Origin of the sequence: Octadecabacter antarcticus 307 (assembly GCF_000155675.2) — a bacterium.
Classification (GTDB): Bacteria; Pseudomonadota; Alphaproteobacteria; order Rhodobacterales; family Rhodobacteraceae; genus Octadecabacter; species Octadecabacter antarcticus.
Genome location: NC_020911.1, coordinates 2,452,114 through 2,468,262 on the forward strand (window position 1 = coordinate 2,452,114; position 16,149 = coordinate 2,468,262).

General features: G+C 54.3%; 11 protein-coding genes and 2 pseudogenes. 6 read left to right on the forward strand and 7 right to left on the reverse strand.

Going from position 1 to position 16,149, the window contains the following annotated elements; translation table 11 throughout:
- The first annotated feature begins 646 nt into the window (after positions 1-646).
- Entirely contained in the window at positions 647-1,999 is a 1,353-nt protein-coding gene (locus OAN307_RS12380) for a calcium-binding protein (protein WP_015500066.1), read from the forward strand.
- Between the two features lie 624 nt (positions 2,000-2,623).
- Entirely contained in the window at positions 2,624-2,716 is a 93-nt protein-coding gene (locus OAN307_RS31295) for a hypothetical protein (RefSeq protein WP_408634909.1), read from the forward strand.
- Between the two features lie 98 nt (positions 2,717-2,814).
- Here OAN307_RS31295 and OAN307_RS12390 read toward each other — a convergent pair whose 3' ends face one another.
- Positions 2,815-3,630 (reverse strand): DUF4198 domain-containing protein, encoded by an 816-nt coding sequence (locus OAN307_RS12390; protein WP_015500067.1) that lies wholly within the window; start codon positions 3,628-3,630, stop codon positions 2,815-2,817.
- Here OAN307_RS12390 and OAN307_RS12395 point away from each other — a divergent pair.
- Positions 3,629-4,975 (forward strand): HupE/UreJ family protein, encoded by a 1,347-nt coding sequence (locus OAN307_RS12395; RefSeq protein WP_245540840.1) that lies wholly within the window; start codon positions 3,629-3,631, stop codon positions 4,973-4,975. The two genes, OAN307_RS12390 and OAN307_RS12395, sit on opposite strands and share 2 nt — an antisense overlap.
- An 80-nt stretch (positions 4,976-5,055) precedes the next feature.
- On the opposite strand, the pseudogene OAN307_RS12400 reads toward OAN307_RS12395, so the two are convergent.
- Positions 5,056-7,949: pseudogene (locus tag OAN307_RS12400) on the reverse strand (Tn3 family transposase).
- Between the two features lie 125 nt (positions 7,950-8,074).
- On the opposite strand from OAN307_RS12400, the gene OAN307_RS12405 reads away from it, so the two are divergent.
- The 3 genes from OAN307_RS12405 (at position 8,075) to tsf (ending at position 10,814) form a co-directional block, all read left to right on the forward strand.
- On the forward strand, positions 8,075-8,626 hold the full coding sequence (locus OAN307_RS12405; RefSeq protein WP_015500069.1) for a recombinase family protein: 552 nt from the start codon (positions 8,075-8,077) through the stop codon (positions 8,624-8,626).
- 436 nt (positions 8,627-9,062) lie between these two features.
- A complete protein-coding gene (gene rpsB, locus OAN307_RS12410) occupies positions 9,063-9,863 on the forward strand; it encodes a 30S ribosomal protein S2 (RefSeq protein ID WP_015500070.1) in 801 nt (266 codons plus the stop codon).
- Positions 9,864-9,938: 75 nt separating this feature from the next.
- Positions 9,939-10,814, forward strand: coding sequence for a translation elongation factor Ts (tsf, locus tag OAN307_RS12415; protein WP_015500071.1), 876 nt, complete (start codon positions 9,939-9,941; stop codon positions 10,812-10,814).
- A 413-nt stretch (positions 10,815-11,227) separates the two neighbouring features.
- Here the strand turns inward: tsf and OAN307_RS12420 are convergent.
- The 5 genes and pseudogenes from OAN307_RS12420 to OAN307_RS12440 form a co-directional block, all read right to left on the reverse strand.
- Positions 11,228-11,980, reverse strand: a pseudogene (locus OAN307_RS12420) (autoinducer binding domain-containing protein).
- A gap of 164 nt (positions 11,981-12,144) precedes the next feature.
- Entirely contained in the window at positions 12,145-12,753 is a 609-nt protein-coding gene (locus OAN307_RS12425; RefSeq protein ID WP_015500072.1) for a carboxymuconolactone decarboxylase family protein, read from the reverse strand.
- A 158-nt stretch (positions 12,754-12,911) separates the two neighbouring features.
- A complete protein-coding gene (locus OAN307_RS12430; protein ID WP_015500073.1) occupies positions 12,912-14,102 on the reverse strand; it encodes an ABC transporter substrate-binding protein in 1,191 nt (396 codons plus the stop codon).
- Complete coding sequence (locus tag OAN307_RS12435; RefSeq protein ID WP_015500074.1) at positions 14,099-15,199, reverse strand: branched-chain amino acid ABC transporter permease; 1,101 nt, start codon at positions 15,197-15,199, stop codon at positions 14,099-14,101. Before OAN307_RS12435 ends, OAN307_RS12430 begins: the two co-directional genes overlap by 4 nt.
- Position 15,200: 1 nt before the next feature.
- Positions 15,201-16,148: a branched-chain amino acid ABC transporter permease gene (locus OAN307_RS12440; protein ID WP_015500075.1), complete on the reverse strand. Its 948-nt coding sequence runs from the start codon at positions 16,146-16,148 to the stop codon at positions 15,201-15,203.
- Position 16,149 lies beyond the last annotated feature (1 nt).

Sequence of the window (16,149 nt, forward strand, 5' to 3'; positions counted from 1 at the left end):
CGCCGCGCCGAAAGACTTGAGATTCAAAGCCCGTCGAACACGCCGTCCGTGTTGCCTTTTTTTGTCAAAGGCGCTTTGATTGAAGCGGATATTGGTCCGCAAGTTGGCGAATGCTGCCGTCGACGATTGATGTTACCGAGCGGTCCTTGGTTGTCACGGTTTATGCCAGAGCACGCGCAGTATTTTAGGACAGCACCCGCCAGTTTGGTTTGCCAGATAGTCTGGCAATCAAGCCCTCTGCCAATCCCTCAGCCAGACACTCCAGACCCAAGTCTTCGCTTTGAATATTAAATATGCGGACAATAATCGTCGGTCACATTTGTGCTCGGCTCAACGGCAACCTGTTCCATCGTTCGTGAGTTCGGACGTCGCCTCATTGAAAATCAACAGACCAACGCCGCCACCACAACCAAACTGGACCGAGCCATGGCAACGCATAGTTTCGCAGATACGGCGAGAAATATTCACAGCGCTTTTGTATGTGTTTTCCAGAACCCGCTGTGGCTGGTGGCTGCAGAATCCATTTTGCTGGACACTATGGGTTGAATCCATTATGTTAAAAATAAAATTAAGCATAAAAAAATTTTAACCCGCGACTAGTATGGCGTGAATAAACGTTCCAGCTACCGGCGCAGAAGGAAATATTATGGCCCATTCATTCGATACGTTCCTTGATTCTACTACCCACAACTTTGATCTTGCCGATATGAGCTCATCTCAGATGAGCCTAGCTGACTTAGGAACCCCCACATATCCTGCCACTCCATGGGGCAGTTTCTTTTCTTTTTTCTCCAGTGGTAGTTATTCGGTCGGTGGCACTCAAAGCAGCGATAACCCGGTCTTTGGAACCCTTGCTTCTGATACTTTTCTTTTCACAGATGCAAGTTTCACGGTTGACGGCGGTGGCGGTGCCGATTCGATTAATGGCGGATCGGGCAATAACCTAATCAGAACGGGTATCGGCGCTGATACCATTATTCTCCAATCTGGGAATAACGTGATCCTAAGTGAAGGTGGCGCGAATACCGTCGCTGTGACATTTGGAAACAATTACATTGTTACGGGTAACGGTGCTGATAGCATCACTGCCACATCCGGGAATAACATTATCAACGCTGGCGATGGCGCGAACACGATTACTGTGACGTCAGGCACAAACCATATTACCACGGGTATCGGTGCCGACAGTATTACGACTGCCGGTACAACTGGTGAATTCAATTATATCCATGCTGGCGACGGCGCCAACACAATCACAACCGCGGATAGTAATGACTTTATCTGGGGCGGCGCCCATGCCGATACCATCACGTCCGGCGCAGGCCAAGATGTAGTTCGTGCTGGAAACGGAGCTAACACTATCACGACCGGTCCAGGCGATGACGTAGTCCATACTGGCGTAGATGTTGATACGGTTTCAACGGGTGACGGTGACGACAGAATCCACATCAAAGGTGGCACTGACACAATTGCTGCAGCGACAGGCAACGACACTCTGATTGCCCATTTTGAGTCAGCTGGAAGCGTTGTCAGCATCAACTCTCTCTCCGGTAATGTTGAAATTGGATACTCCGGAAATATTTCCGGGCTCGGCGTCGCGAGCTTCTTGGGTGTTGAGAACTTCAACATCACCTCGGGTGAACACAACGACATCATTACGACGGGCGGCGGTAATGACGTGATTGCGACAGGCTTGGGTGACGACATTATTAATGCCGGGCAAAACGATGACAGTTTGAGGGGTGGCGGAGGAGCCGACACGTTCATTTTTGCCGGTGGCGATGGGGATGACACAATACATGATTTTGGAGATGGAGCAGACCTTTTCCATATCACGGGAGGTATTACCGGTTGGGGCACCGCAACCTATAATGCCGGCGGTAGTGGCGATACTGTGATCAGCTTCAATGCGTCTTTGACAGCTATAACTACTGACACTGACTCGACAATCACCCTAGTGGGTGGGGATTTTAGCCTTATCCAGATCGATTTCATTTAGAGCTAAAAACAGTCTCGACAGACCCCCTTGCTGCATAATGCGCAGCATGGGGGCATTTCTATGCAGTCGAGCAAGTGTCAGGTTTTGATCCTGCAACCTTCATTATATCACTAAGGTACTATAATCGCTGTATGGGCGAGTAGTGGCCGCTCAAAGCGCTGTACTGTGATAGCTGCCCCGCGCGTTTGGTCCAAAAAAAGCCATCACACCTATTGGGGTCTAGGGTCGTTTTACCCCTCTATTTCAACCGGTTGATGCAACACCTTAATCTTTTTGAAAAGATGGCGTGAGCCCGTTGAAGTAACTTCGTTGCATATACTTTTACAGACAAACCGAAGTCGCTGATCTGGGAGTGATGGCAAATCTGGGGACGTTGAGGTCGATTGGGTGTGGTTTTGAGCGCTTATCATCATCGATTCAGCCGCTCTTTGCGCCAATTCTGTGGGAACGCGAAAAGATATCACGGGGGCTGATCGGGCATTTGTCTTTGCGATCGATTGCCCGAAGAGTTTCCCGAACATATTGACCGGATGCATGATTTACGCGCGGCTGCTGCACATTTTGCCATATTATTTGATAAACTACCACAGGGTCAATCGCACGGTCCATTCAGCTTAAATCGATGTGCAGCCGACCGCGGACGATCATATTTCAGTTCTGCGCAAAGAGCGGATGCTTCTGAAAGATAAGGTCTATGCCTATTTGACAGATAAGTAGTCATTGCAAAGCGCGTCGCGCAGCTGGGCCTGACTAGAAACCAAGACGGGCGCTCGTGACACGCGGGTGTTCGCTATGACAAGCGTCGTATCGAAAGCCTATTCCGGCACCCCAAATGTCAGGGCGGCCCATAGGGTTTCCCATACGATCTCTGCCTCGGCCGCCAGTTCATTTGAGGGTTCGCGCAGCACGACGGCATCAACCAGATAACTGAAACCCGCCTTGACGGGCAGGGTGGCAATGCCATTCGCATCGGTGCGGTGCAGGGTGATATCGACTGTGCCGTCTGGCGCTTTTTCAAACAGTTCAACCTGTGCATCGCCGCGCAGATCGTCGAGGTAATACAGCTGCACCCGCAAACCGTTGCTCAGGTCATCGGTATATGGATTGTCGAGGGCGACAAATTCAATCGCCAGCCCGCTGCGAAAATCACTGCCGATGCTGTTGCCAGCACCAACAAGGGTTTTGGCAAACCGCCAATAGCCTTCGACAAACCCTGTCCGGGGCAGGCCGCGCGCGTCATGGATTGCTTCGATGTCGGCAAAATCCTTGTGCGCAGAAAACTTCAGGAACTTCGCCCATTCGCTGTAGGTCATTGTTGATAGGGTCGATTGGTAGCTGATGACGTTCAACCCCTCACTGAGGGGTGCGATACTGAGGGCAGGTCGCGCGCCAAGACGGTTTAAGACGTCACCCTGACGCATACCCGCCGCCACCGTAAATCGTTCAAAGCGCTGCGGCAGGTAGGCAAATTGTGACCCTGCAAACTCTTGCCCGTTGGTCAATTCACCGATAATCAGATCGCTAGAATCTACTTGGTAGGCAAGCGGTTCAATCCAGAATTCGTGGGCCATAACCTGCGATGGAACGGGTAGGGCGACAGCAAGGGCAGCAGCGATGGCAAGGATGCGCATGGGAAACTCCGTTTGGGTTAACGCTAAGGTGACGGTTGGGCGGGTGGTGTCAATGGCCGCACTGGTCTGGATCACATGCGCGTCATTGGCTGCCGCGCATGAAGTTTTGCCAACCATAGGCGATATGGAAATTGTTGACGGACAAATCACCTTCAGCCTTGAAGGAAACTTTGAGAGCATCGTCGCGGGCATTGATCTGGATGGGCTGAACGACACCGAAGCCGCACCCGAGGCTGAGGTTTACGACATGTTACGCGCCATGGAACCCGCAGCTTTTGGCGCACAAGTTGCCGGATATTGGCCCACCATGGCCAGTACGATTGACGTGATCGTGGACGGTGAGCGTGTGGCGCTTGAATTCAGTGGCATTGAGGTGCCGCAGGTTGGGGATGTTGACGTCGTGCGCCAGTCCACGTTGACCTTTGCGGGGGCTGTGCCAGATGGCGCGCAAGCGGTGCAAATCGGCTGGCCTGCAGAATACGGCGTGCTGGTGCTGCGTCAAATGGGTGTGGATGGCGGCTGGGATGGCTATTTGTCCGGTGGGGGTCTGACCGATCCTGTGTCGCTGTCGGGTGGAAATGCGATGTCGCGCGGCGAGGCCTTCGTGCAGTTTATCCCCGTGGGCGTCGAACACATCGTGCCGCTTGGCCTCGATCATATTTTGTTTGTACTGGGGCTGTTTTTTTTGTCGGTTAGATTGCGCCCGCTTCTGGCCCAGATCACCGCCTTTACGGCCGCACACACCGTTACGTTGGCGCTGGCGACGTTGGGCTATGTGAATATCCCCAACGAATATATGTGGATTGTGGAAAGCATCATCGCCCTGTCCATCGTCTATATCGCGGTCGAGAATGTCTTTACCGACGGCCTGAACCCTTGGCGCCCTGCGATTATTTTCGGGTTCGGATTGCTGCACGGGCTTGGCTTTGCGTCGGTATTGCAAGCCTACGGTCTGCCTGACACTGCGGTCATCCCGGCGCTGCTCGGCTTTAACATTGGGGTGGAACTGGGCCAGTTGGCGGTGATCGCCGTGGCCTTCATCATCCTTGTCAGCGCCATGCGCTTGTCCGAGGACGGCAAGGCTAATAAAACCGCCGCGTCAATCTATATGGGCGCCGCGATCCTGCTCGTGCCACTGGCCATCATCCCGATCACCGCGATCGGGCCGGACGCGGTAGAGGCCTATCTGCCGTTGTTGTTTATGGTGGCGGCCCTTGCAGGTCTGGCATCGGCGTCCTGCGCGGTTGAACGGTTCGACACCTACCGCCACATGGTCGCGATGCCCGCCAGCATCGGTATTGCTCTGATCGGTGCATATTGGGTGGTGGAACGCGTGTTCCTTTGATCGCTGGACCAGATTTGATGTCGTGGCGCGGGACAGGAAGGGGTCGAGTGCGGCTGAGTGCAGAATAGGGCGCTAAGGATTTACGGCCGTGCATTTCGCCATCGATATTCGCCTGTGAGGAGGATGTGGGCCCATCCAAGTGGCGAGATATACGCCAAGAGGTCTTGCGAGCAATCGAGTCCAGCTTTTCGCCTTTGCGCGACAGCGATGCCGAGTTGTTTGGTGTTCCAATAGATTATGATTGCGGTCAGCAGGTTCAGACCGGCGATGCGGAAGTGCTGGCCTTCCGTGGTGCGGTCGCGGATTTCGCCTTGCCGCCCGATCCGCAATGCGCCCTTCAATGCATGGTGGGCCTCGCCTTTGTTGAGGCCTATCTGGGCGCGGCGCTGCATCTCGGTATTGAGCAGCCATTCGATGATAAACGATGTCCGTTCGACCCGCCCGATTTCGCGCAGCGCCAGTGCCAGGTCGTGTTGCCGCGGTCGCGCCGCCAATTTCTTGAGGAGATGACTGGGCTGCATCCTGCCGGAGAGCATCGTTGCGATGCTGCGCAAGACATCAGGCCAATTGGCGATGATGGTGGTTTCACGGATGCGCTCGCCCGTCAGGCCCTTCAGTTCTTTTGGGACAGCTTGCGGGTCAAAGACATGCAACCTCTTGGAGGCGAGGTCGCGGATACGGGGGATGAACATGTATCCAAGCAAGGATGTGGCGGCAAAAACCAGATCGGTAAACCCGCCAGTGTCGGCATATTATTCTTTGATCTTGCGCCCTGCCTCATTCATGAGCAGCCCGTCTAAGATGTAGGGGGCTTCGCTTACCGTGGCAGGGATGACCTGTGTGGCGAATGGCGCATATTGATCGGAGACATGAGTGTAGGCTTTCAGCCCAGGCTCCTGTCCATACTTTGCATTGATGAGATTCATCGCTTCTCCCTGGCGCGTGGTCGCGAAGAATTGCCCATCACTGGAGGCGGTTTGACCGGCACCCCAGAACTGCGCCATCGGTAAGCGCGCTTGCGCCTCGATCACCATGGCCACTGCGCGGGCCATGCCCTCGCTTTCGACATGCCAACGTGACAGGCGCGAAAGCTGCATAAAATCATGGGTGCTGGTTGCACCCGCCATTTTGCTCAGGCCCAGATTGAGCCCTTCCGCCAGCACCACGTTCAGCAATCCGACTTTGTCCCGGCAGGGCGCGCCGGTGTGCAAATGGGTGAAGGCCTCGGTGAACCCAGTGGCGCCATCCACCTCCATCAGAATATCCGTGATCCGCGCCTCTGGCAGCCGCCGGTAGAGATCAAGAACGAGATCACTGGCTTCCTCTGGAACATCCGCCTCAAGACGTTCGACGCACAAAGTGCCGTCCTCAATGACGCCGCCGGGGAGCGTGCCGGTGCGGGCGGCAACCGCTAGCCTCTGTAGCCCGTCTTCTAAGCGGTGCTTGCGATCTTTGATCCAGGTTTCTGGATCAAGCGGCATGACCAGCCCCATCGCCCTTGCCGTTTCAATCGGCACCAAAGCCTGCTTCATGTCGGCATACCGGCGGGAATGTGTGAGCCAGATATCTCCGGACCTGAAGGTGTCGCGCAAATGGAACAACACCGCCACGACCCAGAGGCGTTCGCGGTCGGTCTCGGGATCTCGGAAGTGCCCACGCCATTTGGAGCGCGGCAGCAAAAAGGCTGGCGATCCGGTTGGGATACCCTGCTTTTCTCGGATGACCCCTGCTGCCTTCAACAAAGGCTGGGCCACATCCGCGCAGGTGATATCCAATGCCGATAGCATCCGCCGTGCATAGAGTTTGAACCGATGAAACCCCTTTACAACATGGGCCAGAACATCCGCCTTTACGGTTGCTCTGAGCTGCCCAGATTTGGCGACAAGGCTTTCCAAAGCACCCCAACCACAGGACGCGTCAACCGCCCCAGCCAAGGCTGCTTCATCACCTTTGGCCATCAATAATGTCGCGCCCAGAGTCTCGAATCCGGCCAGTGTGGCCTCTATCTCCACTTGAGCTTCAGCAATGCGCGTGTCGCAAATCTTCTTTGCATCCCGCCAGATCGCTCCCACAATCCGGTCATGGGTTTCGACGACGATATCAGCGACAGCCGCCGCCCATTCCACAACGCAAACAGCAAGGATGGCCAGGCGCCGATCACTGGTGATGTCCCGAAGCCCATCCGTAAAATATCGCTCCCCCTGACGGCGCAAGCGCGCAATCCGATGGGCTGGAATGTCACCCAAAACTGTCGAGGACAACGCGACCCCCTGCAAAAATTCCAGCCGGTCGAGTTGACGATTGATATCAGCGGAGTTCTTCCCCACCTCAAACTGGCGCAGCCAGACGAAACGGCTTGTTCGGTTGTCCATCTCTTCATGAAGCAGGTCATCGAGGCAGCGGCGCATTGCACTGTCGAGACGGGCCACAATCCGGGTATCGATCCGTCGTTCGGCGGCAACGAGCGCATCGGCACAATGCCTTTCGATAACCGTCAGCCCAGGTAGAATAATCTGTCGCCTGCGACATTCTTCCACAAAACCACGTACCATGCCTTCGCTGGACTGGGCGTCCTCGGCATGTTGATCCAACCAGCTCCGCATTTGCTTGACCCGCTTGCCGTTGAACATCTTGTATCCATAGATCTTGCGCAGTGACCCGAGATGATCTCTGCGCGTTTTCTCGCGAGCGGCGTATGGCAGAAGGTCATCCGGCTTCAATCCAAGCTGGGCGGCCAGAAAGCGCGCCACCTTGTCCGGGATCACCTCGCCAAGTTTCAACAGGCGGCCAGGATAGCGAAAGGCACAAAGCTGAAGCGCAAAACCGATTTGGTTTTCCGGACGACGGCGTGTGCGAATGTGTCGGATGTCGTCATCGGACAACGTGTAGTGCTTCAACAGTGAAGCCTGATCAGTGGCGAGCTCAAAAAGCGCTGCACACGTTGACGTGCTGTAAGAACCGTGCGGTGTGCCATCGGGGTGTTCTTTCTTTATGTGGTTGGGTCTTTGAACGTATACATATCGAGACAATCCTCTTGCGGTGTCTTTATCAATGTCTCAATATGACAGTCGCACGAACTCTAAACATATTTGAGACCCCATGGCTAAAGTCGGATACGCCCGCGTCAGTTCTGTTGGACAGTCCCTGGACGTACAGCGTGAGAAGCTGGGGAGTTGCGATAAGCTGTTCCAAGAAAAACGCAGTGGCACCACCGATACCCGCCCCATGCTCAAGCAGTGCTTGGACTATGTCCGCGAAGGCGATCAGTTGATCGTGACCCGCATCGACCGCCTGGCACGCTCAACGCTGCACCTCTGCCAGATCGCCGAGACATTACGCGAGAAAGCCGTCGATCTGGTTGTCCTGGATCAGAACATCGACACGTCTGATGCCACTGGCCGTCTGTTATTCAATATGTTGGGTGCTATCGGCCAGTTCGAAACCGAGATCCGGGCCGAGCGTCAAATGGACGGGATCAAAAAGGCTAAGGACCGAGGCGTGCAATTTGGAAAGCGGCCCGCGCTTACAGCCGACCAAATCTTGGAACTGCGTAAAAGACGCGAGCAAGGCATCCTCATAAAGGATCTCATGGCTCTCTACGGCCTCTCAAAAGCAACAATCTATCGATATCTTGGAACAAAAAACGCCTGAGGGCAACTTTTGACCCTAAATTACGCTTAGCGCCCTATTCTGCACTCAGCCAAACTCGACCCCACGATGACCCCGCCGCGATCATGTGGCTGCGATTATATCGTCCATCGCAATTCTAAATTCGTCACAGCTGCGGCCCTTGATGACCATCCAGCGGGATCGCGCGCCCGATTGTGACCGACATTCGGACAAATCGCCCAATACTGCCTTTCAATTGTCGTCGCGTCGGGTGCAGGTCAGCCAAGGTATTCCTTAGCGCAAAGCCCTTGCAGCCCGCATGAACCCGTCCTATACGCCACTCACTAAATCCCCAGACGGGGGCGGGTGCATCGGGGAGAAATCCTGATCTATCCACCGGTTGGACCTTTGCTTTCTTAGGAAATGTGGCGGTCTGATACCCCCGTCCAAGGCTATTGAAACCGGAAAGGAAACGACCATGGCTCTTCCAGAGTTTACTATGCGCCAGCTTCTCGAAGCAGGCGTTCACTTCGGCCACCAAAAACAGCGGTGGAACCCGAAGATGCAAGAATTCATTTACGGTCAGCGTAACGGCATCCACATCATGGACCTGACACAGACGCTGCCAATGTTGGACGCAGCCCTTAACGTTGTGCGCGACACTGTGGCCAAGGGCGGCCGCGTGCTGTTCGTCGGCACCAAGCGCCAGGCACAGACACCGATCAAAGAAGCTGCTGAAAAGTCAGCACAGTTCTACATGAACCACCGTTGGCTCGGTGGTACGCTCACCAACTGGGAAACGATTTCCAAGCGTATTGCGAAGCTTCGCGAAATTGACGAAGCAGCCGAGCGCGGCTTTGAGGGTATGACCAAAAAAGAGCGCCTTGGTATGGAACGTATTCAGGGCAAACTCGAAGCGTCCTTGGGCGGTATCCGCGATATGGGCGGCGTGCCTGACCTGTTGTTCGTCATCGACGTCAACAAAGAAGACCTCGCCATCGCAGAAGCCAACAAGCTGGGCATCCCGGTTGTGGCCGTGGTTGACACCAACTGTTCGCCCTCTGGCATTGACTACATTATCCCCGGCAACGACGACGCAGCCCGCGCCATCGCGCTTTATACCGACCTGGCTGCACGCGCAGCGCTCGACGGGATGACGGCACAAATGGGTGCTGCTGGCATCGACATCGGTGAGATGGAACCTGCCATTGAAGAAGAAGTTGCAGAGGCCGTTGTAGAAGCTGCACCTGCCGTTGAAGACGCAGTAGCCGCCAAATAAGGCCGCGTCTTTAAAGCATTAGACCGGAGGCGACACGCGCCTCCGGCACCCTATTCATTCTCAAGGAGACCAAAGATGGCGATCACTGCTGCATTGGTAAAAGAACTGCGCGATTCTACAGGCGCAGGCATGATGGACGCGAAAAAGGCACTGACAGAAACGAGTGGCGACATGGAAGCGGCGGTCGATTGGCTGCGCACCAAAGGTCTGGCGAAAGCTGCAAAGAAGTCTGGGCGCACGGCGGCAGAAGGCCTCGTGGCAGTTGCTGTCAAAGACGGTAAGGGAATTGCTGTTGAAGTGAACTCTGAGACCGACTTCGTTGGCAAAAACTCGGATTTCCAGCAAATGGTTGCTGGCATTGCTGAAATTGCACTGACCGTTAACGATGTTGAGGCGCTAAAGGCGGCCGACATGGGTGGCAAATCAGTTGAACAAACCGTGACCGACGCTGTTGCGATCATCGGCGAAAACATGTCGGTTCGCCGCATGAATGCGCTGACTGGCGACGTAATTATCAGCTATGTGCACAATGCGGCCGTTCCCGGAAAAATGGGCAGCATTGGCGTTCTGGTCGCAATGACCGGCGGCGATGAGGGCTTGGGCAAACAGATCGCGATGCATATCGCGGCCGTAAACCCCGCAGCGCTGTCTGAAAATGACATGGACGCGGCTGTTGTTGAGAAAGAAAAGCAGGTTCAAATGGACATCGCACGCGAAAGCGGCAAGCCAGAAGCGGTGATCGAAAAGATGATCGTTGGCCGGATGAAAAAATTCGTCGCGGAATCTACGTTGCTGAACCAAGCGTTTGTTGTGAACCCAGATGTAACTGTAGGGCAGGCGGTTGCCGATGCTGGCGCAACCATTACCGGATTCGCGCGCTTGGAAGTTGGCGAAGGCGTCGAAGTTGAGAAAGAAGACTTCGCAGCTGAAGTTGCGAAGCTTAACGGTTAATGTAGAACGTCAATTACTAAGTGTAACGCGTTGAAAGGCCGCTCAATTTTGGGCGGCCTTTTGTGCTTTGACGCAGATATGCGTTTTGACCCGGATTAGCGGCCCTTCGATGGGAAATCGAAGAGCCGCCTTATTCGCGCATCACAGGGATAAGAAAAAACGCGCGACCTACTCAGGATACTGGTCTGTCTAGGCTTAGCCAAAACAGACCAGCGCCGGTTTCCCGATGCCAATACGCGAGCCTTGGAATCTCAAGGGTTCGTATCAGCTGTTCCCAGGCCTAAGGCCACCACTCACGGAACAGTGTTAGATTGTCATTTACGTAGGGGAAACTATAGTCAGGGAAACCATACCTTTGGCAGTTATACGACATGACAGATCTTGCGAGTACGCGGTTTGCAGGGTCAAAATTTCTATGCAGCCTCGGTTTCGATCACAAACATTTGGTTGTAAAATGCAGCTTTTAGAACGGCTTGCGCGGTGGTTTCCACATCCAATGTTTCACGCGCAAGGCGCAGGTGCTTTTCGATCGTCGCCGGTGTCAGTTCTAGCAAAATTGCGATGTCTTGGGTGGTTTTACCGTCGCCAACCCACTGCAAAACCTCACGTTGGCGTTTGGTCATGTGGCGTTGCGAATAGGGCAGGGTCTGGATTTTGAGGTGCATGACATTGTTAATCACGGTGATTTCATCGCCACACTCGGCCCAAATCTCCTCGACTTCATCCTGTGTCATGCCAATTTTTGCCGTCAATGCAGTCGCGCCTTTGGTGCGTTCTGTCACGCTCAGAAAGCTGACTGTGTAACCAGCGGTGACACCTTGGCCCAGATTAAAGCCGACAACGACCTTTTCGGCATCTGTAAGGTTATCGGGGTCCGCCATCCAACGCCAAGAACACGCGCAGGTATTGGCCAGCGCCCAGCGGATCATCGGTGCGTTATATAGATGACCTTCGCCTAGAAAATCTTACATATAGCTGTCACCATGGTTCGTCAGCAGCACCCAATCTTGCGGATCACCGAGCGAACGACCGCTGCGATAATTCGTGAACCCATAAATCAGTCGGTCAAACCCGTAGGTGGCCATGCGTTTAGTATGCAGTGCCCACAGCGTTTCGACGGTCTGTGCATTGGTGATTGCGTGAAGATGCGCGGTTAAATCAGCCATTAAGAATGCTAGCATTGATTAATGTATACTGGAAAGAAAATTTGACTATTTGGTCAGATGTTGCACCGATCTACATGAAAGCATGCCAGTAAGCCTCTGACGGGGCTGATTATATCATCAACATCCAATGGGTCAATATTTTACATAATATATATTATACGAAATTAACTATGATTCCAATCGTCTGGATTTTTGGACTTGTTTGGTGACAGCCCCAAAATATCCCCTGTTGTGGAACATCCCAGCCCCAAGACTGTTCGGTTGGCGTAGCTGAAATAAGCGCTCACTTGATTGATCTCAAGGATTTCACCGTCGGTGTAGCCCACATCACGCAACGCAATGACGTGATTTTCTGTCAAGCCAGCGGGATCGCGGGTCAACATGCGGGCGTAGTCCATGGCGCACTTTTGCGCGGCATCTAACGGTATGGCTGCAAGGTTGCGTTCCTCGATCGCGACGCGGATCGCATCAGCGCGCAGATCATCGCCCAACAGACGCTTCATCCCTGAAAAATGATGTTCGACGCAATAGTTACATTCGTTGAGCGAACTAACCCAGACCCCAAGCACTTCGAGAAACCATTTCGGGATCGTATTGCCGGAATGATGCAGCACATATTTATAGATCGCCATATGCCCTTCCATCGAATGCGGGCGCAATGAGTGCATCATCATGATGTTGTCGACATTGTTGTCTGGCCCTTTGACGCGGTCATACAGCATCTTGAGTTTGCCAGTAGCGTCGTCGTACGCAATCGTTTCGATCCAAGGCATGGGTTTTTCCTTTATGAGCTGTCGAGCATCATAGTGGGTCGCGGGTCGGGTCATGTCTAGACCCCTGCCCTGAAACGAAAAATGCCGAAACCCTAGGGCTCCGGCATCTTAATCTTATAAGAACAGATCGTTTACTGGATCAGCTCAGCTGACAGTGCTTATTGGATCAGCTCAGCTAACCAGGCACCATCAACGATGACAGACTTGGAGAAGTTACCAGCAACATCACCGTTTTCGTCGAAGTCTTGGTTGCCAGCGCCACCTTCGTAGTTGATGTCGCCACCAGCCGCGAGGATTGCTTTGGCTTCAGCCCACTGACCGGGGTAGATCACTTCGCCCGGTGCAGATGCGATTGCGCGCAGGTGCTCGGACAGGCCTTCGCGGTCGCCAGAGCCAGCAGATTCGATTGCCAGCGCCATCATGAACATCGCGTCGTAGCCATTGGCCACAAACGGATCAGACGCCGGAACGCCCGCTTCGTCTGCGACTGCCTTCCATGCGGCGAACGATGGCGTGCTGGCATCAGAGGCGGATGTCGTGAACGTCGCTGTCATCAAGTTTTCAGCACCGATCTGTTCGATCAACTCATCCGACAGCATGCCGTCCGCTCCGATGAAGTTCGTGAACGCACCGGTTTCGAGCGCGTTGCGCATCAATGTGATGCCTCCCGAGCCGTAGTAAGCGAACAACGCGAGGTTTTCAGAAGTTGCACCGATTGTCGCAACTTCTGAGCGGTAGGATGCTTTGCTCGGCTCGTGTGCTTCGTTGGCTGTGATCGTGCCGCCCATGCCTTCGTATGCTTGAACGAAAACTTCGGCGATTGCTGCGTTATAATCGTCGTTTGCGTAGGACACTGCGATGTCGGTAAAGCCGTTCGCCATTGCCAATTCAGCCAGTGCGACACCTTGGTATGCGTCAGACGCAGCCGAGCGGAACACGAGATCTGTGCCGTCTTCCATTGTCGTGATTGCAGGTGACGATGCGGACACGGACAGTGTCACAACGCCAGCAGGAATGGACACGGATTCAGCTTGGGCAATTGTGGCACCGGAACAAACCGGACCAACAATGGCTGACACGCCGTTTACGTTGATCAGCTTGGTCACGGCGTCGACAGCTGCAACCGGATCACAGGCGGAATCCGCACGGATTACATTGAGCGTTTCGCCAGCCGCGAACATGCCGCCCTGAGCGTTGATGTTAGCAGCAGCCAGATCAACAGCCGCAGCGATTGGCGCGTTCAGGTCCGGAATTGGGCCAGTCATTGCCATTGGGTTACCGATGTTGACTTCGGCCATTGCGGACGTTGCGAGCAGCGTTGCTGCGGTCGCCATAAGCACTTTTTTCATTTGGTCTCTCCCGTTGATACCCGCGTGTTATTGTCAGCCTTCGGTGATGCGGGTCTCACCTCTGGTAAAATCCCTCCGGGATAGCGTTGGAGGATCACTTGCATCAGAATGCCAATCAGCATCATACGCAAGAACCCTGCCCGTGTCTGCAATATGCTTGGATCAAGCGTCGAGAAAATGTCCCCGATCAAATTGATTGCGCCAGTGATGATCAGCTCGGATGCCGACCATAAGGTCCAAATCAGGAACGCGCCAAGCATGGCACCACGGTTATTGCCCGACCCGCCCACGATCAGCATCACCCAAACAAGGAATGTAACTTTGCTTGGATCGAAGGTGTTCGTCGGTTCAATCAGGCGCAGGTGTTGCGCAAACAGCGATCCCGCCAGACCCATGATCGCAGCCCCGATGATGAACGCCTCAATGCGGCGGCGCGTGACGTCTTTGCCTGCGGCCCGTGCCGCTGGTTCGTTTTCGCGGATTGCGGTCATCATGCGGCCCCATGGTGACGTGCGCGCACGTTCCAGCATGCGGTAGATCACGTACATCACCAGCAAAATGGTGCCCGCAAAAAGCGGCTGCCAGTACCAGTTTGGCAATGTATCAAAGAAAGCTTCCCAGTTTTCAGGCGTGCCAAACCAGCTCATCGGCCAGCTGGAATAAAAGCGTTCTTCGCTGAAATGTTCCCATGCGCGCGGGATCTTGTTGATGCCACGCGGACCGTTGGTGATCTCAGTTTCGTTTTTAAGGATCAACTTGATGATCTCTGCAATACCGATGGTCGCGATGGCCAGATAATCCGCCCTAAGCCTGATACAGATCAGGCCAATCAATCCTGCGATGACTGCTGATGTCATCATACCAGCGAACATGCCAAACGGCAGTGGCAGACCAAAGCCACCAATGTGAAACGTCGATTCCGCCGTGGTGAGCAGCGCATAGGTATAGGCGCCCACGGCCGCAAAACCGACGATGCCAACATTGAAAAGGCCAGCAAAGCCCCAGTTGACGTTCAGCCCAAGTGCAAAGATCGCGTAGATGCCGCCGACTGTCAGTAGCGACAGGAAGTAGAGGAAATATCCAACGTAGGCTTCCATCTTAGAACGACCTCCCCTTGAACAAACCTTGCGGGCGCACGATCAACATGACGACCATAATCGCAAAGGCCACACCGGTTTTATAACCGGGCGACAACAGCGGTGCGTCGCCGATCCACGGATAGGCGGACAGTTCTTCCGCAAGGCCAATGACAAGGCCACCAAACACCGCGCCGTAAGGTTTGCCGATACCGCCCAGAATGGCGGCTGCAAACATCGGCAGCAGCATCCGAAAGCCCATCGTCGTTTCCAGCATTTGCACATCCATTACAAGGAATACGCCCGCCGCTGTCGCGCAAATGCCACCAACGATCCATGTGGCGCGAATGACTTTGTCCACATCAATGCCCGTGACATGGGCCAGATCGGGGCTGTCAGACACCGCGCGCATGGCTTTGCCGATGCGGGTCCGGTTAAGAAGGTAAGACAGCGCAAACACGATGATGACCGTACCCGCAAAAATAAACAGGTGCTTGTTGGGTATGATCAACATCATGCCAATATCGCTCGACATATCGCGCAGCACAGGGTTCGGTTTTGCGATGCCGCGCACGAACGTCAGCTGGTTTGGCCCCCAGATCACCTGCACAGCAGAGCGGATTATCAGCATCATACCAAAGCTCGCCATTACGACTTTGATCGTGTCGGCATTGCGAAATGGTTTGTAAAATAACTTGTCGGTGCCAAGGAACAACAAGATCACAAGCAACGCCGCAGGCACCATGGCGACCAGTGGATGCAGCGTCAGACCCGCATACCCAGCAATCGCCATGACGGTCCACGTCAGGTATGCGCCTGACATCATTATTTCGCCGTGGGCGAAGTTGGCGAACCGCAGAATGCTGAAGGTCAGCGTGATCCCAATGGCACCAAGTGCATAAATGCAGCCCAGCACCAGACCGGGGATCAGGTAGAAGTTGACGAAATCAAATCCAAAAGCGTCCCACATA

Bases quoted from the DNA above. Each gene is read 5' to 3' on its own strand.
- OAN307_RS12380 (WP_015500066.1), top strand. From the start codon at position 647: ATGGCCCATTCATTCGATACGTTCCTTGATTCTACTACCCACAACTTT.
- OAN307_RS12395 (WP_245540840.1), top strand. From the start codon at position 3,629: ATGGGAAACTCCGTTTGGGTTAACGCTAAGGTGACGGTTGGGCGGGTG.
- OAN307_RS12390 (WP_015500067.1), bottom strand. From the start codon at position 3,630: ATGCGCATCCTTGCCATCGCTGCTGCCCTTGCTGTCGCCCTACCCGTT.
- OAN307_RS12405 (WP_015500069.1), top strand. From the start codon at position 8,075: ATGGCTAAAGTCGGATACGCCCGCGTCAGTTCTGTTGGACAGTCCCTG.
- rpsB (WP_015500070.1), top strand. From the start codon at position 9,063: ATGGCTCTTCCAGAGTTTACTATGCGCCAGCTTCTCGAAGCAGGCGTT.
- tsf (WP_015500071.1), top strand. From the start codon at position 9,939: ATGGCGATCACTGCTGCATTGGTAAAAGAACTGCGCGATTCTACAGGC.
- OAN307_RS12425 (WP_015500072.1), bottom strand. From the start codon at position 12,753: ATGCCTTGGATCGAAACGATTGCGTACGACGACGCTACTGGCAAACTC.
- OAN307_RS12430 (WP_015500073.1), bottom strand. From the start codon at position 14,102: ATGAAAAAAGTGCTTATGGCGACCGCAGCAACGCTGCTCGCAACGTCC.
- OAN307_RS12435 (WP_015500074.1), bottom strand. From the start codon at position 15,199: ATGGAAGCCTACGTTGGATATTTCCTCTACTTCCTGTCGCTACTGACA.
- OAN307_RS12440 (WP_015500075.1), bottom strand. From the start codon at position 16,148: ATGTGGGACGCTTTTGGATTTGATTTCGTCAACTTCTACCTGATCCCC.